Origin of the sequence: Saccharopolyspora karakumensis (assembly GCF_004349225.1) — a bacterium.
GTDB classification, from domain to species: Bacteria; Actinomycetota; Actinomycetes; order Mycobacteriales; family Pseudonocardiaceae; genus Saccharopolyspora; species Saccharopolyspora endophytica.
On record NZ_SMLA01000009.1, the window covers coordinates 140,937 to 163,118 of the forward strand.

Sequence of the window (22,182 nt, forward strand, 5' to 3'; positions counted from 1 at the left end):
GTCATTGGGGATCAAAGACTTGCTTCCAGGACTCAGCGCTGGTCAGCTCCGGCAGCGCGGCGCGGTACTCCTCGCGCAGCCGCGCCCACTCCTGGCCGAGCCTCTTGTAGTTGGCCAACGCCTCCAGGCCCAGCCGGCGGAACGTCTCCGGGTCGCGGCGGCGGAACGCCACCCCGCTGCCGTCGGCGTTGGACACCGTGGCGCTGTCGAGGTTGCCCAGCAGGAACCAGCGAGCGGCGGCGGCCGGAACGTTGAGCTGCGGCCGGTCCGACGCGTCGTGCGCGGGCTCCTTGAGGTTGTGCAGCAGCGCCTTGGACGCGCGTGCCGCGATCACCGCCGGGTTCACCGGCGGGTTGAGCAGGCCCTCGGCCATGATCGGGTCCGCGGTCGGCGGCGGGAACTCCCGCGCCGACGGGAGCGTCTTGGCGTCGTCGTAGTCCTTGCGCAGCTCGCGGACCTCGGGCAGCGCCGTGCGCAGGCTGTCGAACAGGCCCGACGGGCCCTTCAGGAAGTCCTCGATGGCCTTCTGCTGGACCGCGACCGTGGAGTACTCCATCGACAGCAGGTGCCGCAGCGTGAGCTTGAGGCCCTGCTTGACGATGTTGTTCTTGACCTCTTCCGGGCTGTGCAGCGCGGCCAGGATCAGCCGGTTGCGGGTGTGGAAGTAGGCGGTCCAGTCCGTGGCGTCGTTCTTGTCGGTCCACGGCATGTGCCAGATCGCCGCACCCGGCAGCGTCACCGTCGGGTAGCCGTGGCCGCCCGCGCGCAGCGAGTACTCCGAGTCGTCGTGCTTGATGAACAGCGGCAGCGGCAACCCGGTGCGCTCGATGATCTCGCGCGGGAACAGGCACATCCACCAGCCGTTGTAGGTGGAGTGGACGCGCTGGTGCAGCTTCTTGGTCTTGCGCAGCGGCTTCTTGGCGAAGTCGTGGTCGGTGACCGCGCCCGGCGCCGCGCGCCAGATGCCCTGGCCGAGGTCGACGACCTCGCCCATGGTGTGCAGCCGCGAGCGGGCCTGCAGGTTGAGCATCTGACCACCGACGATGACCGGGTGGGTGGCGGCGCGGGCGAAGGCGTTGGCCCGCAGCACACCGTCCGGCTCCAGGGCGATGTCATCGTCGATGACCATCACCTGGGCGGCGTCGGAGTTGTGGATGCCCTCGTACATGACCCGACCGAAACCGCCGGACCCACCGAGGTTGTCCTGCTCGATGACGTGCAGCTTGTCGCCGATGGCCTTGGCGGCCTCGTCGAAGCCCTCGACCTCGTGGATCTTCTGCGGGCCTTGGTCGGCCACGATGACCCGCTCCACCACGGCCATGACCTGCGGGTCTTCCCCGAGGGTCTTGAGCGCCTCGATGCACTCCGAGGGCCGGATGGTGGTGGTGCCGACCACGACCTGCTGCTTGGGCATGGGCTGGTCGGTGGTCCACGCGGCGTCGGTGATCTCCAGCGCGACGTCGTTGGTGAACAGGTCGAACCAGATCCAGCCGCCGTCCTCGAACGGCTGCAGCGACACCTTGAACTCCAGCGACGTCCAGTCCTCGCTGGAGACCTTGGAGCCCTGCAGGTGAACGCTGTCGCCGTTGGACTTCGAGCGGTAGACGTCGAGCCGACCGGACCCCTTGACCTGCAGCCGCAGCACGATCTCTTCGATCTTGGTCCAACGCTTCCAGTAGCTGGCCGGGAAGGCGTTGAAGTAGGACGCGAGCGAGATCTTGCTGTGCGCGGGCACGCGCAGGTTGCGCCGGGAGACCACCGTGGCCGTGCTGGCCAGCGCCTCGGGCTCGTCGATGTAGAGCGGACGCACGTCCAGCGGGTCCTCGCCGCGCGGGAACACGATCCGCTGCAGCACCTGCTCAGGCGCCACGTCCGAGGTCCCGGCGCGCACCGAAGTGACGTCGCTGAGCTTGCTCTCCCCAGCGGCGTTGGGCTCTCGGGGGGTCCGGTCGGTCACGTCAGTCCTCCAGCGAGCCGTCCAGCGAACGGCCCTCGGTGAAGTATGGAGCGATCTTGTTGTCGAACATGCTCAGCGCCGAGCCGATGGCCATGTGCATGTCCAGGTACTTGTAGGTGCCCAGTCGACCACCGAAGATGACCTTGCGCTCCTTGGCCTCCTTCTTGGCCAGTTCGCGGTAGGCCTCCAGCTTGCGCCGGTCCTCCGGGGTGTTGATCGGGTAGTAGGGCTCGTCCCCGCTCTCCGCGGACCGCGAGTACTCGCGCACGACCACCGTCTTGTCCGACGGGTAGTAGTCCCGCTCGGGGTGGAAGTGCCGGAACTCGTGGATCCGGGTGTAGGGAACTTCCTCGTCGGCGTAGTTCATCACCGACGTGCCCTGGAAGTCGCCGGTGTTGACGACCTCGGTCTCGAAGTCCAGGGTGCGCCAGCCCAGCTCGCCCTCGGCGTAGTCGAAGTACTGGTCCAGCGGACCGGTGTAGACGACCGGGACGTCGGTGGGCAGCTCACCGCGAACGTCGAAGAAGTCCGTCGCCAGCCGGACGTCGATGTTCGGGTTCTCCGCCATCTTCTCCAACCACGCGGTGTAGCCCTCGACGGGCAGCCCCTCGAAGTCGTCGTTGAAGTAGCGGTTGTTGAGGTTGTAGCGAACCGGCAGCCGGCTGATGATCGCCGCGGGCAGTTCCTTGGGGTCGGTCTGCCACTGCTTGGCCGTGTAACCGCGCACGAACGCCTCGTACAGCGGGCGGCCGATCAGGGAGATCGCCTTCTCTTCCAGGTTCTGCGCGTCCGCGGTGTCGATCTCGGCGGCCTGCTCGGCGACCAGCGCCTTCGCCTCGTCCGGGGTGAACGCACGACCGAAGAACTGGGACAGCAGGCCCAAGTTCATCGGGAACGAGTAAATCTGCCCCTGGTGCTTGGTGAACACCCGGTGCTGATAGTTGGTGAATTCGGTGAACTGGTTTACGTAATCCCACACGCGTTTGTTCGAGGTGTGGAAAAGGTGCGCACCGTAGCGATGCACCTCGATACCGGTTTCAGGCTCCGCCTCCGAGTAGGCGTTGCCCCCGATGTGGTCACGTCGGTCCAGCACCAGCACCCGCTTGTCCAGCTGGGTGGCGGCGCGCTCTGCGATCGTGAGGCCGAAGAATCCGGAACCAACAACGATCAGGTCATAGCCTGCGAAGCTCACAGTCGTCGAGGGTAGCTGTAGCGCGACGCCACCCCGAAACCGCGTTGACGTTATTGCCTACATATGACCACGAAGAGTGTCGATATCGCTCCCGAAGACCGCCCATTCCTCGTTGTCCAGGCATTTCATCACCCGACTGGGGTGACCGCGGCGACACCGGCGGCGACTATTCGTGGCTGTTAATACCCGTTAGGCGACCCGCCCGGCGAGTCGTGCGGGGACTACCATCGCGCCGTATCGACGCGCCGGTGAAACCCTTTCACGCAGGTCCGAGACTCCGGGACGGGCGCGCAACACTGGGTGGTGAGCTGTGGGGTCGACCCGCGCCCGTGACGGGCGTCACTTGCTGATCGCGGCGATCGTGCTCGAGGTGCTGGCGGTCTGGTTCGTGCACTGGATCGACACCCGCGGCTACATGGACACCGAGATTTACCGGCTTGGTGCGCGCGCGTGGCTCAACGGTTACCAGGTCTACGGCGACGATCTGACCCCCGAATCGCCGGACTCCGCGACGTTGCCGTTCATCTACCCGCCGTTCGCCGCGCTGTTGTTCATCCCGCTGACCTGGATGTCCGAGACGGCCGCCGTCGTGACCGTGGCGCTGTGCTCGCACCTGGCGATCCTGCTGACCGCCTACTCGCTGGCCCGCTCCTCGCGGTACCTCGCGCCCCACGCCGGCCGGGTCGCCGTGGCCACCGCGCTGCTGCTGCCGTGGCTGACGCTGATCGAGCCGGCCCGCGAAACCCTCAACTACGGGCAGATCAACCTGGTGCTCATGGGCCTGGTCGCCGCCGACTGCCTGCTGCCGCGCACCCGCTGGCCGCGCGGGATGCTGGTCGGCATCGCCGCCGCGATCAAGCTGACCCCGCTGGGCTTCCTGCTGTTCTTCCTGCTGCGCAGGGACTACCGGGCCATGTCGATCACCGGCGTCACCTTCGCCTCCACCGTGTTCCTGGGGCTGCTGGCCGCGCCGCACGACTCGGCGGACTGGTGGCTGGACAAGATGCTGTCCACCGGCGACTCCTTCGGCACCGTCTACGCGGGCAACCTCACGCTGCGCAGCCTGCTGGCCAAGCAGGAGCTGACCGGGTTCGCGCTCAACTCGCTGTGGATCACCGGCTCGCTGCTGCTGCTCGCGCTGGTGGTGATGGGCATCCGCTACGCGCTGAGCGTGCGCGACGTGCCGCTGGCCCTGGTGCTCAACGCGGTGTGGGTCCTGCTGGTCTCGCCGATCTCCTGGTCGCACCACTGGGTGTGGGCGGGTCCCGCGCTGGCGCTGGTGTTCATGATGTCGCTGCGCAACCGCTGGCACGGGATGACCATCGCGGTGGTGATCTCGGCGATCACGGTTCTGGCCGGGCCGCAGTGGTACCTGCCCAACACCGCTGATCGCGAACTCGACTGGACTTTCTCGCAGCAGATCGTCGGCAACGCCTACACGTTGATCGGGATCGGATTCCTGGTGTGCGCGGCGGTGGCTTATGTGCGATTCGGGCGGCGCCCGGTGAATTCCCCGGAATTCCCGAACGGATCTCTCATTCCGGGGCGCTGAATCCCGGCCCGCGGATTCGGGCATAACGGAGTTCCGGAAGGCGAATGATCGGTTTCGGACCCATACTCGTTCTTCGCCAGGAAGCGGGTGTCGACAAAGGACACCCGCCCTCCAGTCGAAGCGAGGTATCGCCCATGCGTTTTCGGTCCGCACGTCCGAGGCTCGCGGCCACCGCCCTGCTGACCATGGCCGTCCTTCCGATCTCCGCGCCCGCCGGCACCGCGGGTCCGGCCCCCGAACCGCCCGAAGTGCAGACCGTCCGGATCCCCTTGCGCGAGGTGGCCACCACCCGGGCCGCGGTCCGCGAGGTGCACAGCGAGAAGGCCTTCGAGCTGGTCGGACTCACCTGGCGAGGACCGGCACCGGACCGCATCGAGGTGCGCACCCGCACCTCCGAGGGCTGGGGCGCGTGGACCCCGCTGGAAGCCGAGGAGCGCGGCAGCGAGCCGATGTGGACCGGCCGCAGCAACGACGTGCAGGTCCGCGCGGACAAGCGCGGTCAGGACATCACCGACCAGCTGCAGTTCATCGGCATCGACCCCGGCCAGCAGGTCGCCCCGCCCGAGATCAGCACGCCCGTCGCGGGCGCTCCGCCGGTGGTCACCCGCGCGCAGTGGGGCGCCGACGAGTCGAAGATGACCTGGCCGGTCGAGCGGACCACCACCAAGGCCGCCGTCGTGCACCACACCGCGGGCACCAACGACTACACCTGCGACGAGTCCGCCAAGATCGTGCGCGGCATCTACCAGTACCACGCGGTCGAGCTGGGCTGGGGAGACATCGGTTACCACGCGCTGGTCGACAAGTGCGGCACCGTCTTCGAGGGCCGCACGGGCGGTTTCGCGGGTGAGGTGGTCGGCGGTCACGTGCGCGGGTTCAACGACCACACCTTCGGCATCTCGATGATGGGCAACTACGACGGCGTGACGCCCTCGTCGCAGACCGTGCGCTCGGTGGCGGACGTGGCCGCCTGGAAGCTCAAGACCAAGGGCGTTCCGGCCGACGGCACCACGCGCCTGGTCTCCGAAGCGCCCAAGGGCTCGAAGTACCCGGCGGGCACGGAGGTCACGCTGCCCACGATCTTCGGCCACCGCGACGCCGCCTACACCGCCTGCCCGGGCAAGCGCGGTTACGACCAGCTCGGAGCCATCCGGTCCCAGGCCGCGAACGCCCAGCGCTCCACCCACCCCTGAACCTGACCTCCATTGAGATCCGGTCCCCGACTTCCACTGAAATCGGGGACCACTCGCTTCTGAGCGGCGTCTGCCCAGGTCGGGGAGGCGCCGCTGGAGTGCTCACCACCAGCGTTCGAGGACCTGGGCGACGCCGTCCTCCGCGTTGGTCGTGGTGACCTCGTCGGACGCCGCCAGGGCGTCCGGGTGGGCGTTGCGCATGGCCACGCCGTGACCGGCCCAGGTGAGCATCGGGACGTCGTTGGGCATGTCGCCGAAGGCGATCACGTCCGAGCGCGCGATGCCGAGCTCCGCCGCCACGACCGCCAGTCCCGCCGCCTTGTCCACGCCCGGCGCGGAGAACTCGATCAGGCCCGATTCCGTCGAGTAGGTGGACTGGAGCCGGTCGCCGATGATCTCGGTGGCCGCCGCCGACAGCTCGGCGCTGTTCATCCCCGCGTTCATCAGCAGCAGCTTCATCGCGGGCTTGCCGGTCACCTCGTCGGTGGGCGCGACGCGGATGTCGGTGTTGGTCCAGCTGCGGTGGAACTCGGCCTCGGCGAGGAACTGCTCGCGCAGGTCGTCGTGGGCGCTGCGGGTCGCGCGCTCGACCGCGAACGCGCAGCCGGTCAGCTCGCGCCGCAGCTCCCGGACCACGTCGTGCAACGTCACCGGATCGATGTCGTGGCTGTGCAGCACCCGGTCGGCGGCGGTGTCGTAGGTAACCGCGCCGTTGGCGCACACCGCGATGCCGGACACCCCGAGAGCGGCGACCACGCGCGGCATCCACCTCGGCGGACGCCCGGTGACCAGCACGAACGGCGTTCCCGATGCGGCTACCCGGCCGACCGTGGCCGCTGTCCGGGCGGACACCCCCTCCATCGGGTCGAGCAGGGTTCCGTCCACGTCTGATGCCACCAGGCCAGGTTCACGCACGCGCCCCATCGTGCCCGCTGCACCACCGCTCGTGGGCGTCGTGGCTGGTAAGAGGACGAAGGGACGTTCGTCACCTGATCGGGTCGAACGGCGTTGTGCCGGACCAGTACCGTCTACCCGTGCGCGTTGGGATCGTGATCTTGCCCGAACACCGTTGGTGGGCTGCCGAGCCGCTGTGGCGGATGGCCGAGGAGTACGGCTTCGCCCACGCCTGGACCTACGACCACCTCGGCTGGCGTTCCCTGGTGGACAAGGCCTGGTACGACGCCGTGCCCACGCTGACCGCCGCCGCCACCGTCACCTCGACGATCCGGCTCGGCACGCTGGTCGCCTCCCCGAACTTCCGGCATCCCGTGCACTTCGCCCGCGAGCTGACCGCCCTGGACGACATCGCCGACGGCCGCATCACCCTCGGCGTCGGCGCGGGCGGAACCGGGTTCGACGCGAACGTGCTCGGCCGGCCCGAGCTCACGCCGCCGGAGCGCTCCGACCGCTTCGCGGAGTTCATGGAACTCCTCGACCACGTGCTGCGCTTCGACGTCACCGACTACGACGGCACCTACTACTCGGCGGTGCAGGCACGCCGCGCGCCCGGCTGCGTGCAGCTGCCGCGCATCCCGTTCGTGGTGGCCGCCAACGGCACCCGCTCGATGCAGCTGGCCGCGCAGTACGGCCAGGGCTGGGTGACCACGGGCCGAGGCGGGGACGACCTGGAGAGCTGGTGGCGCGCGGTCGCGGAGCTGTCGCTGCGCTTCACCGACATCTGCCACCAGCAGGGACGCGACCCGGCGAAGGTGCACCGGTACCTGCAGGTCGACGCCGCACCGGAGTTCTCGCTGTCCAGTGTGGAGCACTTCCGCGACGTGGTCGGCCGCGCCGACGAACTCGGCTTCACCGACGTCATCACCCACTGGCCCCGAGCCGACAGCCCGTACGCCGGCAAGGAGTCCACGGTCGAGGAGATCGCCACCGAGGTCCTCCCCGAGCTGTAGGTGGGCCCCACCTCGTTGGAGCGCGCGACGGCAGCCGCGCGCTCCGGGACTCAGCTCGCACCGCCGCACCTCAGGTTCCGCCACCCGCACCGCCGAGCACAACGAGTCCCAGGTGTGCCACCTGGTCGGCGTGGGTATCCGTCGTCGGCAGGAGGTGGTGACGATGTCGGTGCGGACCAAGGTGCAGACCCTGCTCGACGAGGCGGGGACCAGCTTCGCCGGCGAAGCCGGGATCACGCTGGCCAACAAGCCCTCACCGCTGTACCGGCTGGTGGTGCTGTCGGTGCTGCTGTCGACGCGGATCAAGGCGGGCATCGCGGTGGACGCCGCCAGGGAACTGGCGCAGTGGAACACCCCGCAGAAGATGTTCGACGCCACCTGGCAGCAGCGCGTCGACGCCCTCGGCCGCGCCCACTACCGGCGCTACGACGAGAGCACGTCCACCGCGCTGGGCGAGGGAGCCGAGCTGCTCCTCGACCGCTACCACGGTGACCTGCGGAAACTCCGCTCCAAGTCCGACGGCGATCCGGAGGAGTTGCGCAAGCTGCTGATGGATCTGCCGCGCCTGGGCCCGGTCGGCGCCGACATCTTCTGCCGCGAGGCTCAGCTCGTGTGGCCCGAACTGCGCCCCTACTTCGACGGCAAGGCCCTCAGCGGCGCGAAGAAGCTGGGTCTGCCCACCGATCCGGACAAGCTCGCGGATCTGGTCGAGGGCCACGACATCGCCAGGCTGGCCGCCGCGCTGGTCCGCAGCACCCTCGACCGCAACCTCGCCTCCGCCGTGCGGTGAGAGGCTTCAGCCGAGAAGCGACGAGACCCCGGCGGGACCGGGGTCTCGTCGACGTTTCAGCCTGCGGTCACTTGGGTTCGAGGACCTCGAGGCCGCCGAGGAACGGGCGCATCGCCTCGGGGACCCGGACCGAACCGTCGGCCTGCTGGTGGTTCTCCAGGATCGCCACGATCCAGCGGGTGGTCGCCAGGGTGCCGTTGAGGGTGGCCGCGAAGCGGGTCTTGCCGTCGGCGTCCCGGTAGCGGGTGTTGAGCCGCCGCGCCTGGAACGTGGTGCAGTTCGAGGTCGACGTCAACTCGCGGTAGGTCCCCTGGCTGGGCACCCACGCCTCGCAGTCGAACTTGCGGGCCGCGCTGGAACCGAGGTCACCGGCCGCGGTGTCGATCACCCGGTAGGGCACCTCGATCTTGGCCAGCATCTCCTCTTCCCAGGCCAGCAGGCGCTGGTGCTCGTCGCGGGAGTCCTCTTCCCGGCAGTAGACGAACATCTCCAGCTTGTTGAACTGGTGCACGCGGATGATGCCGCGGGTGTCCTTGCCGTAGGAACCGGCCTCGCGGCGGAAGCAGGTCGACCAGCCCGCGTAGCGCGCGGGACCGTCGGCGAAGTCCAGGATCTCGCCCGAGTGGTAGCCCGCCAGCGGAACCTCGGAGGTGCCCACCAGGTAGGCGTCGTCCTCCTCCAGCCGGTACACCTCGCTGGAGTGGGCACCGAGGAACCCGGTGCCGTCCATGATCTCCGGGCGCACCAGGACCGGCGGCACGACCAGCGTGAACCCGGCGGCGGTGGCCTGCGCGGCGGCCATGTTCAGCAGCGCGAGCTCCAGCTGCGCGCCGATGCCGGTGAGGAAGTAGAAGCGAGCGCCGGAGACCTTCGCCCCGCGCTCCATGTCGAACGCCCCCAGCGCGTTGCCCAGCTCCAGGTGGTCGGAGACGTCGAAGTCGAACTCCGGCGGGACGCCCACGTGCTTGAGCACCGCGAAGTCGTCCTCGCCGCCCGGCGGCACGTCGGGCTCGACGACGTTGGAGACGGCCTTCTGCAGCCGCAGCAGCTCGGCGTCGGTCTCGGACTGCTCGGCCTCGGCCTCCTTGACCTGCGCGGCCAGCTCCTTGGCCTGGGCCAGCAGCGCGTCGCGTTCCTCGCCCTTGGCCTTGCCGACCTGCTTGCCGAACTGCTTCTGCTCGGCGCGCAGGTTGTCCGCCCGGGACACCGCGGACCTGCGACGCTCGTCGGCGGACAGCAGCGCGTCCACGAGGGACGCGTCTTCACCACGTGCGCGCTGCGACGCGCGCACCGCTTCCGGATCATCGCGTAGCGTCTTCAGGTCGATCACAGCTGGTCAGCGTAGTCGGCCCACCAGAACAAGGCGTGCCCAGGGTGCCCCCAGGCGGCGAGGCCCATTTCCCCAGGGCAGCCCACGTCAGGCAAGCGACGAAGTCGCTTCCTCCGTGCCCCACCTGAGCAACTCGCACCGCCGCGGGTTCTCAGACGTCTTCTGGCGAGGGCAGCCGCAGCGCCGTGTACTGGTCATACATCAGTCGCGGATCCCGGAGCCAGAAGGCGTCCGAGGTTCCGCTTCTGGCACCGCCGACCAAGGCGACCACTGAGTAGTGGCAGCAGACCGGCCGAGCACCGCTCAGGTCCCGCTATCCGCACAGCCAAGCGGAGAGACCGCAGATCACTGAGGAATCCGATGAGGCACGAAAGCCGCCCCGTCATCGGTGATCAACCCGGCGGTCTCCCGAATCCCCAACCCGGCGGACTCGTCCCCGACGACCCAGGCCCCGAGCGCGGGCCGCATCCCGTCGAACTCGGGCAGCGGGTCGAACGCCTGGTAGACGAAGCCCTCTTCGCCGTAGAACCCGCCGGTCTCGGTCTCCCAGCCGGGAGCGGCGATGGTGATGTTGTTGCCCTCGCGGCCGAGCCGCGGCTTGCGCACGTACTCGGTGAGCAGTCCGGGCTGGTCCAGGTAGGTGGGCAGCAGGTTCGGGTGCCCGGGGTGCATCTCCCAGAGGATCGCCAGCAGCGCCTTGTTGGACAGCAGCATCTTCCACAGCGGCTCGACCCACTGGGTGGCCGGCAGCGTGGTGATCGCGTGCTTGCCGAACTCGTCGTCGACCATCCACTCCCAGGGGTAGATCTTGGCGACGGAGTTCATCGGCGCCTCTTCGAGGTCCACGAAGCGCTCCAGCAGGCTGTCCCAGCCGATCTCCTCGATGGCCAGCCCGACGGTGTTCAGGCCCGCTTCGGCGGCGGTCTCCTGCAGGTAGGCGGCGGTGATGTGGTCCTCACCGGTGTGCTCCTGGCCGGACCAGGTGAAGTGCACCTCGTTGGTGGCCAGCTGCAGCTTGATCTCGGCCCAGCGCTCCACGAGCTTCTCGTGGATGGAGTTCCACTGGTCGTCGCCGTCGTGGACCTCGATGAGCCAGTGCCACTGCACGACCGCGGCTTCCAGCAGCGAGGTCGGCGTGTCGGCGTTGTACTCCAGCAGCTTGGCGGGGCCGGAGCCGTCGTAGCGCAGGTCGAAGCGCCCGTAGAGGTGCGGGTCGCGTCGGCGCCAGGACTCGGCGATGTGCGGCCACACCCACTCGGGGATGCCGAAGTCCTTGTACCGCTCGGTGGTGATCACGTGGTCGACGGCGTCCAGGCACATCGACTGCAGCAGTTCGACGTCGGCCTCCAGCGAGAGGACCTCGTCGAGGCTGAACTCGTAGTGGACGCCCTCGTCCCAGTAGGGCCGGTTGCTGCCGTCGGCGGCGCGGGCCGGGGTCCCGAAGACGAGCCCGAGCTCTTCGACCTTCGACTGCCAGTCCGGGCGCCGGGCCCCGGTCTTGCGCTTCACTCGTCAGCTCCCGCTGCTACCGGACTTGCTGGAGATCCCGAACCCACCGCGCTGGATGGTCGAGCCCTTGGTGTTCTTCACAGTGCTACCGGAAGGCTTGGTGAACGTCGATCCGGCCGCCGGCGAACCGATCGCAGGCGGGGCCGTGCCCGCCGGGGTGTAGGCGTACCGATAAGAGTGGTGACCGCCGAAGCCGCCCCCGGGCAGGATGATCGGCATGAAGAACATGCCGCCGTGGGAGTACCCGCCGTGGCTGGCGACGTAGTTCTCGTCGCAGTAGTCGTCCTGGTCGCGCACACCGGGCTGACCGTTCTGGTCCGTCGCGCAGTACTCGGTCGACGCGTTGGCCTGGGCGCTGACCTCGGACGCCGAGTACATCGCCGCGACGAGCGCGACGACGCCGACGGTCGCACCGCCGCCGATCAGCATCTTCCGGCGCTTGGCCGTCTTCGCAGCGGCAGCGGCCTGCTCGGCGCGCTCAGCCTCGGCACGGCGCTGCTCGGCCATCTGCCTGGCCTTCTGCTCGGCGAGCGTGGGCTCGCGCGGCGTCGTGCTCTGCGGGTCCTGGTAGCGGATCCGCCCCTGGGCGTCCGCCGGCATCTGCTGGGTCGGCTCGTCCGGGGAGGAGCCCCCCTGCGGCTGCTCGTTGTCTGACACTGGCTTGCCATTCTCCGTCATTGCCCCACTCCCAAGCGCCACACTACTCAAAGAATGGACGCTCACGGCAACGAATGAGTTCCTTTCCTCTCCACTTCCGGCGCGGATTGCTGCCAGCCCACATCCGCGCCAGGCATGATGGGTTCGATGGTCCAGCCCGAGCGCACACCCGAATCCCGCCGCAAGCCGCCCAACGCCAAGGTGGTGATGGTCGCGGCCGCGATCGGTGCACTGCTGATCCTGACGGTCAGCATCCTGCTGAACTGGCCGATGGAGTCCGGCAAGGTCGGCGGCCCGGCCAAGATCGGTGAGGCGCCCGCACCCGAGGTCGTCTTCGAGACGCGCGCCGGTGAGTGCCTGAACTGGACCGAGCCGGACGCCGCGGACATCCGCAAGGTCACCTGCGCCGAGCCGCACCTGTTCGAGGTCACCGGCCCGTACGACCTGAAGGAGTTCGGCCCGACCGCGCCGTTCCCGAGCACCCAGCAGTGGCAGGAGGTCAAGCAGCAGCGCTGCATCGAGGTCTCCGACCAGTACCTGGGCGGCAGGTTCGACAAGGAGGGCCGCTTCACCGTCGGCGCCTTCACCCCGAGCCAGGAGGGCTGGGCCGACGGCGACCGCACGCTGCACTGCGGCCTGCAGCAGCCAGGGCCCTCCGGGAAGTTGTTCCCGATCACCGGCGAGGCCTCGAAGATGGACCAGTCGAACGTCTACCCGGCGGGCCGCTGCCTGGGCATCAACGGCACCCAGGTCTGGGACCCGGTCGACTGCGGACGGCCGCACGCGGTGGAGCTCAGCGCCGTGATCAACCTGGCCGAGCAGTTCCAGGGCGACTTCCCGTCGGAGAACGACCAGGACGGCTACCTGGCCACCAAGTGCGAGGAGCTGACCGCGGCCTACGCGGGCGGACCGACCGCGGCCAAGGACAAGGGACTGATCGTCTACTGGGACACCCTGTCCGAGGAGAGCTGGGCGGCCGGTTCGCGGCAGGTCAACTGCAAGCTGAGCGCGCAGCTGCCCGACGGCAGCGGGCTCGCGCCGGTGACCGGCGGCGTCAAGGGCCGGGTGCAGGTCGGCACGGCCCCGGCCGGCCAGAACACGGCACCGTCCGAGCCGGGAGCCCCCGCCACCGAGCAGCCGCGCTGACATGCCCGTGGAGATGACCCGCGCCCGCTTCGACGAGCTGGTGAGCGACGCCCTGGACCGGCTCCCACCGGAGTTCGCGACCGCGATGAACAACGTCGTGGTCCTGGTCGAGGACGCCCACCCCGAGGACCCCGAGCTGCTGGGCCTCTACGAGGGCATCGCGCTGACCGAACGCGACCACACCTACAGCGGCGTCCTGCCCGACACGATCACGATCTTCCGGGATCCGCTGCTGGCGATGTGCGAGGACGAGGAGGAGGTGGTCGACGAGGTGGCCATCACCGTCGTCCACGAGATCGCCCACCACTTCGGCATCGACGACGACAAGCTCCACGAGCTCGGCTGGGGCTAGTCCACGGAGCGGCCGAGGAACGCCATCAGCCGCTCGGTCGACGTCGCCCGCTCGGGCGCGGTCTTGGCCGGCGCGAAGGCTCCGGGCCGTCGCATGGCCTGCTCCGGCACGGAGTCGATCAACGCCTGGCAGAACGCCCCGAGTTCCGCGGGCAGCTCGACCGAGCGCCCGCAGCTGCGGTGCAGGTCCCAACCGTGCATGGCGACGTCGGCGACCGGGAACGCCAGCGCCTGGCGCAGCGGCATCTCCCCGACCGGCGAGGTCCGCGACGCCTCCATGTCGGCGTTCGGCAACGCCCGCCGCACCCTCTCGCGGATGTCCCGGAGTTTCGCCGCAGGGTCATCGCACACCCAGTCCGCGGGTTCGGACGGCGTCTCCCAGATCTCGCCGTCCTCCAGCAGCACCGCGATCTTCGTCGCGGTCCCGGTGGCGTGCCCGATCAGCTCGCGCACACTCCACTCGTCGAGGTTGGACGGCTCGTCCCAGCGTTCGGCCGGCACCCGCTCCACGGCCTCGACGAAGAACTCCAGTGCCTCCGCGGTCATCACGTCGATCCGCGCGCTCACGTCACTCATGCACCTGACCGTAGAGCGCACCTCTGACGGCCGCCCGCCACTTCCCGCTGAAGCAGGCGGATCGTCCAGGTCGCCCGAACCGATCCCCCCGCCGACCGGAGCTAGAGCAGGCCGTCCCAGGTGAGGCAGCGCCAGCCGGTGCCGGTCGTCGGGTCGGACTCGATCACGATCAGACCGGTGTTGGGCAGGTGCAGCGAGTCGGCCTCGGCACCCGTGACCTCCTCGACCAGCACGCCCGCGACCAACCGCAGCATCGCGCCGTGGCTGACCATCACCACCGTGCCCTCGGACACGCCCTCCAGGGCGGCGCGGGCACCGACCAGGAACCGGGTGATCGCATCGCGGCCCGATTCCCCACCACCGGGCATCGGCACGTCCAGGTCGTGGCCGTGCCACTGGGCGTAGACGTCGTCGAAGACCGCCAGCGCCGGACCGCCCAGCCCCTCCAGCTCACCCACGAACACCTCGTGCGTGCCCTCCGCCAGCTGCAACGGCAGGCCCAGCCGCCGCGCGACCGGCTCGGCGGTCTGCTGCGCGCGACGCGCCGCGCTGGCGTGCACCGCGACGATCTTGTCCTCGCGCGCGGCCAACCGCTCGGCGAGCTCCTCGGCCTGCTGCCGCCCGAGCTCGGTCAGCCCCGGACCGGGCGGAAGGGTGTCGAGCAGCTTGGCGACGTTCGCCGGGGTCTGCCCGTGGCGGGCCAGCACCAGCCGCACGCCCTCCGGTGCCGCCAACTCGAAATCACTCACGCGAGCCTCCCCGCACGCACGGCGGCCAACCACTCGGCCGCGTTCCGGAACGCTTGCTCCGACGAAGCCGGCCGCACCGACGCGGGTGTCCGGTCCGCCTTCGGGTACGAGCCGAGGAAGCGCACCGAGTCGCAGCGGCGCTGCAGCGCCGCCATCGCCTCGCCGATCCGCGCGTCGGCCACGTGCCCGTCGAAGTCCAGGTAGAAGCGGTAGTGCCCGAAGTGGTCCTTGACCGGACGGGACTCGATCCTGCTCAGGTTGATGCCGCGCAGCGACAGCTCGGCCAGCATGTCCGACAGCGTGCCGACCTCGTCGCCGATCACCGCGCAGATCGACGTGCGGTCCGCGCCGGTCGGCTCCGGCAACGTCCCCGGCCTGCGGACCAGCAGGAACCGGGTGACCGCATCGCGGACGTCGGCGATGCCGGTCGCCAGGCGCTGCAGCGACGAGTAGTGCTCACGGGCCACCGGCGCGGAGATCGCCGCGTCGTACTCGCCGTCGGCGACGGCGGCGGCCGCAGCGGCCGTCGAGCTGACCGCGCGGACGTCGGCCTTCGGCAGCGCCTCGGCCAGCCAGCCGCGCACCTGCGCCAGCGCGTGCGGATGGCTGGCGACGGTCCCGACCTCCCCCAGCGTCATGCCCGGCCGGGCGAACACGTCGAACTGGACCGGGATCACGACCTCCTTGACCGCGATCAGCGGATCGTCCGCGGTCAGCGCGTCGAGCGTAGCCGGAACGGAGCCCTCCACGGAGTTCTCCACCGGGACCCCGGCGGCCAGCACCTCCCCCGAGCGCACCGCGGCCAGCGCCACCGGCACGGTTTCGCAGGGCACGAGGTCGGCGTCGAAGTCGGCGGTCAGCAGCCGAGTCGCTTGCTCGGTGAAGGTTCCCGGCGGACCGAGGTAGGCGATTTCTGGCACCCGCCCAGATTACGGGCCGCGCAAGACCACCCGGGCTGGGCCACATGAACGTTTTTCAACGGCTACTGAGGGGTTTCCACGCTCAGTGATCGTTCCGGCCGTGCTCCGCGGGGCTAAACGCCACGTCGTCGCGGATGTGACCTACCCAATGCCACTACGCGGTGCATTCCTGCGATGCTGTGGGGCGTGACCGCAGATTCGGGGCGCTCATCGGCAGAGGGAGCGGAGCCGGAGCTGCAGCTCGTCCTGTGCGCGTTGGACGAGCCGCTGGCCGCTGCATGGCAGGAGATCGCGGAAAGCCGGCCCGGCATTTCCGTTCATCAAGGCTCGGTTCTCGACGTTCAGGTGGACGCCGTCGTCAGCCCCGCCAACTCCTACGGCTGGATGCGCGGTGGCATCGACGCTGTGTACGCCCGCGCCTTCCCAGAAGTCGAGGAGCAGGTGCGCAGCGCCGTGCTCGCCTACCACGGCGGCGAGCTGCCGGTGGGCGAAGCGCTGCTGGTCCCCACCGGTGTTCCCAGCCCGATCTGGCTGATCAGCGCACCGACGATGCGCGAGCCCGGGGAGACCCTGCCCGCCGACACCGTGCACCCCTACCTCGCGGCGCGCGCGATGCTGCGGCTGTGGGCGAGCGCCGTGCTCGACAACGGCGCCCCCGTGCACCGGGTGGTGCACTCGATCGCGATGCCCGGCCTGGGCACCGGAATCGGCGGCGCAGCCCCTCAGCTGTGCGCCCGCCAGGTCGCCGCCGCCTGGGACGAGGTGTTCGCCCAGGTCGATCTGCACTGACACCTCGCTGCCAGGCGGAACGGGGCCCTGAAAAGTACCGTCAGGCCCAAGACGACCCATCTAGGAGGTTCCCCCGATGCTGATCCGCCGTCTGGCTCGTCCGATGCTGGCTTCGATCTTCATCATGGGTGGGATCGGTGCCCTCAAGGACACCCCGAACCACGCCAAGGGCGCTGCTCCGCTGCTGGAGAAGGCGACCGACCCCGTGCGCGACGCGCTGCCCGAGCAGGTGCCGACCGATCCCGAGACGCTGGTGCGCATCGATGCCGGTGTGAAGATCGGCGCTGGTGCGCTGCTGGCGCTGGGCAAGTTCCCGCGACTGGCGTCGCTGCTGCTGGCGGGCAGCATCATCCCGACCACGCTGGCCGCGCACCGCTTCTGGGAGGAGCAGGACCCGCAGGTGCGCTCCGAGCAGCAGATCCACTTCCTCAAGAACCTCGGCCTGCTCGGCGGCGTGCTGCTGGCGGCGGTGGACACCGGCGGCAAGCCCAGCGTCGGCTACCGGGCGCGCAAGAGCGCCCGCATCGCCAAGAAGACCGCGAAGAAGACCGGCGCGAAGAACGCCAAGAAGAAGTAACCCGGAAAGCGACACTGCTGCGCGGACCGCCACCGGCGCCCATTAGCGTGGACGTCGTGGCGGTCAGGGTGCTGTTGGTCGATGATCACGAGGTCGTCCGGCGAGGTCTGCGCGACCTGCTGGACACCGAACCCGACGTCGAGATCGTCGCCGAGGCCGGCGGCGTGGGCGAGGCGCTGGCGCGCGCTCAGGCCACCGCACCGGACGTCGCGGTCATCGACATGAGGTTGCCCGACGGCGACGGGCTGGAGCTGTGCCGCAAGCTGCGGGCCTTGGCCGACGCGCCGTACTGCCTGGTCCTGACGGCCTTCGACGACGAGCAGGCGCTCGTCGGCGCGATCAACGCGGGCGCGTCGGGCTACCTGCTCAAGCAGGTGCGCGGCCAGGACCTGGTCAACGCCGTCCGCGAGGTCGCCGCGGGCCGGTCGCTGCTGGACCCGGTCACCACCGGGCGGGTGCTCGAGCACCTGCGCCAGTCCAGCAGCCCCGAACCCGACGAGCTCGCCGCCCTCACCGAGCGCGAGCGCAAGGTCCTGGAGCTGATCGGCGAGGGGCTGACCAACCGCCAGATCGCAGAGCGCCTGTTCCTGGCCGAGAAGACCGTCAAGAACTACGTGACCTCAGTCCTGGCCAAGCTCGGCATGGAACGCAGAACCCAAGCAGCAGCCTGGGTGGCCAGAAGAGAGAAGCCCTAGAAAGAGCACAGGGCAAGCGGCGAAGCCGCTTTCTCATTCACCAACTGAGCAACTCGCACCGCCGGGGGTTCTGAGCCGTGCCGTGGCGAGGTCGCCGCGACGCCGTGTCATTGGCATACATCAGGAGTGCGCGCGGAGTCCACGGTGCGGGTCAGGTTCCCCCACCCGCACCGCTACGCAGGACGACCACGAACGATGATCACTTCTTGGCTCGGACTTCTACCGAGGTTCCTTCCGGTCCGTGCTCGACGGTGATCTCGGCCTTGCTCAGGACCGCTTCGCGGATCGACGAGCGCAGGCGGTCCTTGAGCTCCGTGGGAGCGTGCTCACCGCTGCACTTGCGCTGCAGCAACGCCTTCAGGTGTTCCTCGATGCCGAAGTGCTCCAGGCACGTTCCGCAACCATCGAGGTGACGCTGCACGGCTTCGCGCCGCGCCTGGTCGCACTCGTTGTCCAGGAACAGCCACACCTCGGCGAGCGCGTCCTGGCAGGATGCCTCGTCCGGCTCACCGCAATTCATGAAGTGCTCACCTCCTGCTGGGTCTCCCGCAAGAAGCCTCGATCACGGGCGACGTCGGTGAGCATCTCACGCAGCTGCCTGCGACCACGGTGCAACCTCGACATGACGGTGCCGATGGGGGTGCCCATGATCTCGGCGATCTCCTTGTACGCAAAACCTTCCACGTCCGCGAGGTACACGACCATGCGGAACTCCTCGGCCAGCAGCTGCAGCGCGGCCTTCACGTCGGTGTCGGGCAGCCGGTCCAGCGCTTCGACCTCGGCCGAGCGCAGTCCCGTCGACGTGTGGTTCTCGGCCTGCGCGAGCTGCCAGTCGGCGATCTCATCGGTCGGCTGCTGCTGCGGCTGTCGCTGCCGCTTGCGGTAGCCGTTGATGTAGGTGTTGGTGAGGATCCGGTACAGCCAGGCCTTCAGGTTCGTGCCCTGCGTGAAGGACTTGAACGCCGAGAACGCCTTCAGGTAGGTCTCCTGAACGAGGTCTTCGGCGTCCTGAGCGTTGCGGGTCATCCGCAGCGCCGCACCGTAGAGCTGGTCCAGCAGCGGCATCGCGTCCCGCTCGAAGCGGGCCGCGCGCTGCGCGTCGGTCTCCTCCGCCCGCTCGACGTCCTGCGTGGTGGCAGCGTCGGTGCGCGCGGTGTTGGCAGAGTCCTCTGGGGTGCTAGGCACCAGGCTCCTTTCCCGCCGCCCGGACGACGTGGCGGCAGACGACGAACCCATGCACTCCTTCGCATGGTCCGTGTTCGAGGATACCCGCGCTGTCCTGCCATTTCCTGGCGGCGACAGCTGCGGGCGCGGTGGGCGGTCCAGCACGCAGGTGTTCGTCGAATCCATCGTCACGCTGGGTTCAACACCGCCTCCGGAGGCGGTATTCCGGGCTCTACAGTGACGTGCGTGGCAGGCAAGGGAACCCCGGCGACGGCGCTGTTGACCAAGAAGGGCGTGACGCACCGCGTGCACGCCTACGACCACGACCCGCGTGCCGAGTCGTTCGGCCTCGAAGCCGCCGAAGCACTCGGCCAGTCACCCGATCGAGTGTTCAAGACGCTGGTCGCGGACGTCGACGGCACCCTCACGGTCGGTGTGGTTCCCGTCACCGGGCAACTCGACCTGAAAGCCCTGGCCGCTGCCGCGGGCGGCAAGAAGGCCAAGATGGCCGAGATCGCCGCGGCGGAACGAGCCACCGGCTACGTCGCGGGCGGCATCTCCCCGCTGGGCCAGAAGAAGCGCCTGCCGGTCGTCATCGACACCTCGGCCGAGGCCTTCGACACGATCTTCTGCAGCGCGGGACGCCGGGGCCTGGAGATCGAGCTGTCCCCGAACGAACTGGGGGACCTGCTGGGCGCGACCTTCGCCGAGATCTCGACCTAGAGCGGGCCCGAGGGGAGCGGCCCCGCAAGGACCGCTCCCCTCGGCACCTGGTGCCGCTGCCGCGCAACAGCCGCACCCCGCGCCGGACAAGATCGGGGGAATCGTCCTGTCCGGGTGCACGAGCTCGGGGGCCCAGCGCCGACCGATGTTGAGGTCTCCGGACGCGGCGGAGCAATGCGGCGAATTTCAGATGGTGATCAACCGCGGGTGCCGGCTCTCCCACCAGCGCGGGAAGAAACCGGAACGCACGGCTCCGCAAAACGACGTCACTCGCCCGAGCGATGTCAGTCGATCAGCCGCAGCACCCGCGTCAGCCACTCCGACGTCGCCCGGTGCACGGCATCGACGTCGGCCTTGAGCGAGTGGTCACCGGCCACCAGCACCACCTCGCGGTTGTGCGCCGGCTCGGGCCTGCCGAACGCGTCGCGCTCACCCTGCACGACCAGCACAGGGTTCTCCACCGCGTCGATCTCCGACGCCCGCGACTTCTCCGGCTTGCCCGGCGGGTGCAGCGGGAACGCCAGGCACAGCACCGCCTCCGCCTCACCCGCGTCCGCGGTGCGGCAGGCCACCCTCGCCCCGGAGGAACGCCCGCCGAAGATCAGCGGCAGATCGGCGAACCAGCGCTCACCGAGGTCCTCGACCACCGCCAGCCACGCCGCGTCCAGCTGCTTGGCCGGTGCCGGAGCCCTGCGGCCGGCCACCCGGTAGGGCTGCTCGACCAGCGCCACGTGCGCCCCGGCGTCGGTGGCCGCGCGGGTCGCCGCCACCAGGTCGGGCGCGTTGATCCCGCCACCCGCGCCGTGCCCCAGCAGCAGCGCGGCACGACCTTCCTCAGCGCAGTGCAGCTCGGCCCGTGCCGGGCCGTGCGGGGTGTCGACCTCGATGCTGGTCATGACTCGAACAACGCCGCTTGCTCAGCCGGCTCGGGCACCGGATCGGCAGGTTCCAGCAGGTCAGGATGGTTGTTGCGCATGCTGTTCACCTCGGTCGACACGGTGTGGAGCGCCAACTCCCCCAGCACGCCGGGGTCGGGGAGCAGCAACTCGTCGATCTCGCTGCGCGTGGGGTCCAGCCAGTCCGCCCAGCGCTCCTCGGGCAGCACCAGCGGCATCCGGTGGTGGACGTCGGCGAGCTCGCCGACCGCATCGGTGGTGACCACCGCGCACGTCACCAGCGGCTGACCCGCTGTCGTCGGGTCCCACCACGCGGAGAACACCGCGGCCATCGCCATGCTCGCGCCGTCTCGGCGCCGGCACAGGTAGGGCTGACGCCGCTTGTCACCGGGCTTCCACTCGTACCAACCCGTCGCCGGCATCAGGCAGCGGCGCCGCCGCGCGGACTCGGCGTAGGCCGGTTTGACGGTGATCGTCTCCGCCCGCGCGTTGATCATCGGCGGGCCGCCGTCGGCCTCCTTCGCCCAGGTCGGCACCAAACCCCAGCGCACCGGCCGCACGCTGCGCTCAGCACCGCGCTGCACCACGATCGGGACCGTCTTGGTGGGCGTGATGTTGAAGTCCGCACCGGTCACGCCCTCGGTGCGATCAGCGGCCGCGAACTCCTCGGCCAAGGCCGCCGGGTCCCGCCGCACGGCGTAGCGACCACACATCCGCTCTCACCTCGACTCGACTACTGCTCCCGGTCCAAACCTACCGCCTTCTCACGCGCGTCGAGAGACACGCGATCGAGCAGCTCCACGCCGTTGTTGCGCACGCTGTTGACCGCCGTGGAAACCGGCCTGACCTCCAACGATTCGGCGAGCTCCAGCGACGGCGGCGCGAGCAGGTCCGACACGTCCGGCTGATCGGGATCCAGCCAGTGCGACCACGCCCCCTGCGGCAGCAGCAGCGGCATCCGGTCGTGCACGTCGGTGAGCTGACCGACCGCCGCCGCGGTCAGCACCGAGCAGGTCACCAGCGGTTCGGCCTCGTCGTTCTCCCGCCAGGTCGAGTAGATGCCCGCCATCGCCAGGCTCGATCCGTCCGGCGGCGTCATGAAGTACGGCTGCTTCGCCCCGCCCTCGCGCTTCCACTCGTACCAACCGTCCGCCGGCACCAGGCAGCGGTAGCGCTTGATCGAACTGCGGAACGCGGGCTTGCCGGTCACCGTCTCCGACTTGGCGTTGATCATCCGGCTGCCGATGGACTTGTCCTTCGCCCAGAACGGCACCAGCCCCCACCGCATCACCCGGATCGACCGCTCGTTCCGCTCCAGATCGGCTTCCCCGGTCTCGTCCTGCGGGTGCCGCTGGACCACCGTCAGCACCCGCTTGGTCGGGGCGACGTTGAAGTCCGCACCCGGCGCCGCACCACCGGTGGCGTCCAAGGCGGCGAACTCCGCCGCGAGCTTCCCGGGATCCTTGCTGGAGGCATATCTGCCGCACATCCGGATTCCAACCTCCCGCG

General features: G+C 69.4%; 24 protein-coding genes. 10 read left to right on the top strand and 14 right to left on the bottom strand.

The window, feature by feature from the left end:
* Position 1 precedes the first annotated feature (1 nt).
* Complete coding sequence (locus E1202_RS09200; RefSeq protein WP_132682182.1) at positions 2 to 1,957, bottom strand: glycosyltransferase; 1,956 nt, start codon at positions 1,955 to 1,957, stop codon at positions 2 to 4.
* Between the two features lies 1 nt (position 1,958).
* The gene (gene glf, locus E1202_RS09205; RefSeq protein ID WP_132682183.1) at positions 1,959 to 3,149 is read right to left on the bottom strand and encodes a UDP-galactopyranose mutase; all 1,191 of its coding nucleotides are present in this window, start codon (positions 3,147 to 3,149) and stop codon (positions 1,959 to 1,961) included.
* Between the two features lie 310 nt (positions 3,150 to 3,459).
* Here glf and E1202_RS09210 point away from each other — a divergent pair, with 310 nt between their 5' ends.
* Together E1202_RS09210 and E1202_RS09215 are read left to right on the top strand one after the other, a co-directional pair.
* A complete protein-coding gene (locus E1202_RS09210) occupies positions 3,460 to 4,701 on the top strand; it encodes a glycosyltransferase 87 family protein (RefSeq protein ID WP_132682185.1) in 1,242 nt (413 codons plus the stop codon).
* Positions 4,702 to 4,835: 134 nt separating this feature from the next.
* Entirely contained in the window at positions 4,836 to 5,894 is a 1,059-nt protein-coding gene (locus E1202_RS09215; RefSeq protein ID WP_165943796.1) for a peptidoglycan recognition protein family protein, read from the top strand.
* A 102-nt stretch (positions 5,895 to 5,996) separates the two neighbouring features.
* Here E1202_RS09215 and E1202_RS09220 read toward each other — a convergent pair whose 3' ends face one another.
* The gene (locus E1202_RS09220) at positions 5,997 to 6,809 is read right to left on the bottom strand and encodes an HAD family hydrolase (protein ID WP_132682188.1); all 813 of its coding nucleotides are present in this window, start codon (positions 6,807 to 6,809) and stop codon (positions 5,997 to 5,999) included.
* Positions 6,810 to 6,928: 119 nt separating this feature from the next.
* Between E1202_RS09220 and E1202_RS09225 the strand changes: the two genes are divergently transcribed.
* Together E1202_RS09225 and E1202_RS09230 are read left to right on the top strand one after the other, a co-directional pair.
* Entirely contained in the window at positions 6,929 to 7,801 is an 873-nt protein-coding gene (locus E1202_RS09225; RefSeq protein ID WP_132682189.1) for an LLM class flavin-dependent oxidoreductase, read from the top strand.
* Positions 7,802 to 7,964: 163 nt separating this feature from the next.
* Complete coding sequence (locus E1202_RS09230; protein WP_132682191.1) at positions 7,965 to 8,591, top strand: endonuclease; 627 nt, start codon at positions 7,965 to 7,967, stop codon at positions 8,589 to 8,591.
* A 67-nt stretch (positions 8,592 to 8,658) separates the two neighbouring features.
* Here the strand turns inward: E1202_RS09230 and serS are convergent, their stop codons facing one another.
* The 3 genes from serS to E1202_RS09245 all read right to left on the bottom strand — a co-directional run bounded on the left by serS (position 8,659) and on the right by E1202_RS09245 (position 12,087).
* Positions 8,659 to 9,921: a serine--tRNA ligase gene (gene serS / locus E1202_RS09235; RefSeq protein WP_132682193.1), complete on the bottom strand. Its 1,263-nt coding sequence runs from the start codon at positions 9,919 to 9,921 to the stop codon at positions 8,659 to 8,661.
* 345 nt (positions 9,922 to 10,266) lie between these two features.
* Positions 10,267 to 11,430, bottom strand: a complete 1,164-nt coding sequence (locus E1202_RS09240; RefSeq protein ID WP_132682194.1) for a glutathionylspermidine synthase family protein — start codon at positions 11,428 to 11,430, stop codon at positions 10,267 to 10,269.
* A 3-nt stretch (positions 11,431 to 11,433) separates the two neighbouring features.
* Positions 11,434 to 12,087, bottom strand: a complete 654-nt coding sequence (locus tag E1202_RS09245) for a hypothetical protein (RefSeq protein ID WP_132682195.1) — start codon at positions 12,085 to 12,087, stop codon at positions 11,434 to 11,436.
* A gap of 147 nt (positions 12,088 to 12,234) precedes the next feature.
* On the opposite strand from E1202_RS09245, the gene E1202_RS09250 reads away from it, so the two are divergent.
* Both E1202_RS09250 and E1202_RS09255 read left to right on the top strand, forming a co-directional pair.
* Entirely contained in the window at positions 12,235 to 13,233 is a 999-nt protein-coding gene (locus tag E1202_RS09250) for a septum formation family protein (RefSeq protein WP_235877924.1), read from the top strand.
* 1 nt (position 13,234) lies between these two features.
* The gene (locus E1202_RS09255; protein WP_132673246.1) at positions 13,235 to 13,585 is read left to right on the top strand and encodes a metallopeptidase family protein; all 351 of its coding nucleotides are present in this window, start codon (positions 13,235 to 13,237) and stop codon (positions 13,583 to 13,585) included.
* Here E1202_RS09255 and E1202_RS09260 read toward each other — a convergent pair.
* The 3 genes from E1202_RS09260 to pheA all read right to left on the bottom strand — a co-directional run bounded on the left by E1202_RS09260 (position 13,582) and on the right by pheA (position 15,829).
* A complete protein-coding gene (locus E1202_RS09260; protein WP_132682198.1) occupies positions 13,582 to 14,160 on the bottom strand; it encodes a TIGR03086 family metal-binding protein in 579 nt (192 codons plus the stop codon). The genes E1202_RS09255 and E1202_RS09260 overlap by 4 nt on opposite strands.
* 101 nt (positions 14,161 to 14,261) lie before the next feature.
* A complete protein-coding gene (locus E1202_RS09265; protein ID WP_235877926.1) occupies positions 14,262 to 14,909 on the bottom strand; it encodes a histidine phosphatase family protein in 648 nt (215 codons plus the stop codon).
* Positions 14,906 to 15,829 (bottom strand): prephenate dehydratase, encoded by a 924-nt coding sequence (pheA, locus tag E1202_RS09270; protein ID WP_132682200.1) that lies wholly within the window; start codon positions 15,827 to 15,829, stop codon positions 14,906 to 14,908. Before pheA ends, E1202_RS09265 begins: the two co-directional genes overlap by 4 nt.
* A gap of 174 nt (positions 15,830 to 16,003) precedes the next feature.
* On the opposite strand from pheA, the gene E1202_RS09275 reads away from it, so the two are divergent.
* The 3 genes from E1202_RS09275 to E1202_RS09285 all read left to right on the top strand — a co-directional run bounded on the left by E1202_RS09275 (position 16,004) and on the right by E1202_RS09285 (position 17,890).
* Complete coding sequence (locus E1202_RS09275; RefSeq protein WP_132673243.1) at positions 16,004 to 16,618, top strand: macro domain-containing protein; 615 nt, start codon at positions 16,004 to 16,006, stop codon at positions 16,616 to 16,618.
* A 76-nt stretch (positions 16,619 to 16,694) separates the two neighbouring features.
* The gene (locus E1202_RS09280) at positions 16,695 to 17,195 is read left to right on the top strand and encodes a DoxX family protein (RefSeq protein ID WP_132682202.1); all 501 of its coding nucleotides are present in this window, start codon (positions 16,695 to 16,697) and stop codon (positions 17,193 to 17,195) included.
* Between the two features lie 56 nt (positions 17,196 to 17,251).
* Entirely contained in the window at positions 17,252 to 17,890 is a 639-nt protein-coding gene (locus E1202_RS09285) for a response regulator (RefSeq protein WP_132682203.1), read from the top strand.
* Between the two features lie 199 nt (positions 17,891 to 18,089).
* Here E1202_RS09285 and rsrA read toward each other — a convergent pair whose 3' ends face one another.
* Both rsrA and E1202_RS09295 read right to left on the bottom strand, forming a co-directional pair.
* The gene (rsrA, locus tag E1202_RS09290) at positions 18,090 to 18,410 is read right to left on the bottom strand and encodes a mycothiol system anti-sigma-R factor (RefSeq protein ID WP_132682204.1); all 321 of its coding nucleotides are present in this window, start codon (positions 18,408 to 18,410) and stop codon (positions 18,090 to 18,092) included.
* Entirely contained in the window at positions 18,407 to 19,075 is a 669-nt protein-coding gene (locus E1202_RS09295) for a sigma-70 family RNA polymerase sigma factor (protein ID WP_132682205.1), read from the bottom strand. Before E1202_RS09295 ends, rsrA begins: the two co-directional genes overlap by 4 nt.
* 225 nt (positions 19,076 to 19,300) lie before the next feature.
* On the opposite strand from E1202_RS09295, the gene ybaK reads away from it, so the two are divergent.
* Positions 19,301 to 19,777: a Cys-tRNA(Pro) deacylase gene (gene ybaK, locus E1202_RS09300; protein WP_132682207.1), complete on the top strand. Its 477-nt coding sequence runs from the start codon at positions 19,301 to 19,303 to the stop codon at positions 19,775 to 19,777.
* A gap of 284 nt (positions 19,778 to 20,061) precedes the next feature.
* Here ybaK and E1202_RS09305 read toward each other — a convergent pair whose 3' ends face one another.
* Genes E1202_RS09305 through E1202_RS09315 form a run of 3 tightly spaced genes read right to left on the bottom strand, consistent with a single transcriptional unit; the run spans position 20,062 to position 22,162 of the window.
* Complete coding sequence (locus E1202_RS09305) at positions 20,062 to 20,673, bottom strand: alpha/beta hydrolase family protein (protein ID WP_132682208.1); 612 nt, start codon at positions 20,671 to 20,673, stop codon at positions 20,062 to 20,064.
* Positions 20,670 to 21,386: an SOS response-associated peptidase gene (locus E1202_RS09310; protein ID WP_132682210.1), complete on the bottom strand. Its 717-nt coding sequence runs from the start codon at positions 21,384 to 21,386 to the stop codon at positions 20,670 to 20,672. The genes E1202_RS09305 and E1202_RS09310 overlap by 4 nt, the downstream gene beginning before the upstream one ends.
* A 20-nt stretch (positions 21,387 to 21,406) precedes the next feature.
* Positions 21,407 to 22,162: an SOS response-associated peptidase gene (locus E1202_RS09315; protein WP_132682211.1), complete on the bottom strand. Its 756-nt coding sequence runs from the start codon at positions 22,160 to 22,162 to the stop codon at positions 21,407 to 21,409.
* Positions 22,163 to 22,182: the final 20 nt, after the last annotated feature.

Excerpts from the sequence above, each read along its gene's own strand:
- E1202_RS09305 (WP_132682208.1), bottom strand. The coding sequence starts at position 20,673 with ATGACCAGCATCGAGGTCGACACCCCGCACGGCCCGGCACGGGCCGAG.
- E1202_RS09310 (WP_132682210.1), bottom strand. The coding sequence starts at position 21,386 with ATGTGTGGTCGCTACGCCGTGCGGCGGGACCCGGCGGCCTTGGCCGAG.
- E1202_RS09280 (WP_132682202.1), top strand. The coding sequence starts at position 16,695 with ATGCTGATCCGCCGTCTGGCTCGTCCGATGCTGGCTTCGATCTTCATC.
- rsrA (WP_132682204.1), bottom strand. The coding sequence starts at position 18,410 with ATGAATTGCGGTGAGCCGGACGAGGCATCCTGCCAGGACGCGCTCGCC.
- E1202_RS09215 (WP_165943796.1), top strand. The coding sequence starts at position 4,836 with ATGCGTTTTCGGTCCGCACGTCCGAGGCTCGCGGCCACCGCCCTGCTG.
- E1202_RS09275 (WP_132673243.1), top strand. The coding sequence starts at position 16,004 with ATGCTGTGGGGCGTGACCGCAGATTCGGGGCGCTCATCGGCAGAGGGA.
- E1202_RS09250 (WP_235877924.1), top strand. The coding sequence starts at position 12,235 with ATGGTCCAGCCCGAGCGCACACCCGAATCCCGCCGCAAGCCGCCCAAC.
- E1202_RS09230 (WP_132682191.1), top strand. The coding sequence starts at position 7,965 with ATGTCGGTGCGGACCAAGGTGCAGACCCTGCTCGACGAGGCGGGGACC.
- E1202_RS09255 (WP_132673246.1), top strand. The coding sequence starts at position 13,235 with ATGCCCGTGGAGATGACCCGCGCCCGCTTCGACGAGCTGGTGAGCGAC.
- E1202_RS09260 (WP_132682198.1), bottom strand. The coding sequence starts at position 14,160 with ATGAGTGACGTGAGCGCGCGGATCGACGTGATGACCGCGGAGGCACTG.
- E1202_RS09315 (WP_132682211.1), bottom strand. The coding sequence starts at position 22,162 with ATGTGCGGCAGATATGCCTCCAGCAAGGATCCCGGGAAGCTCGCGGCG.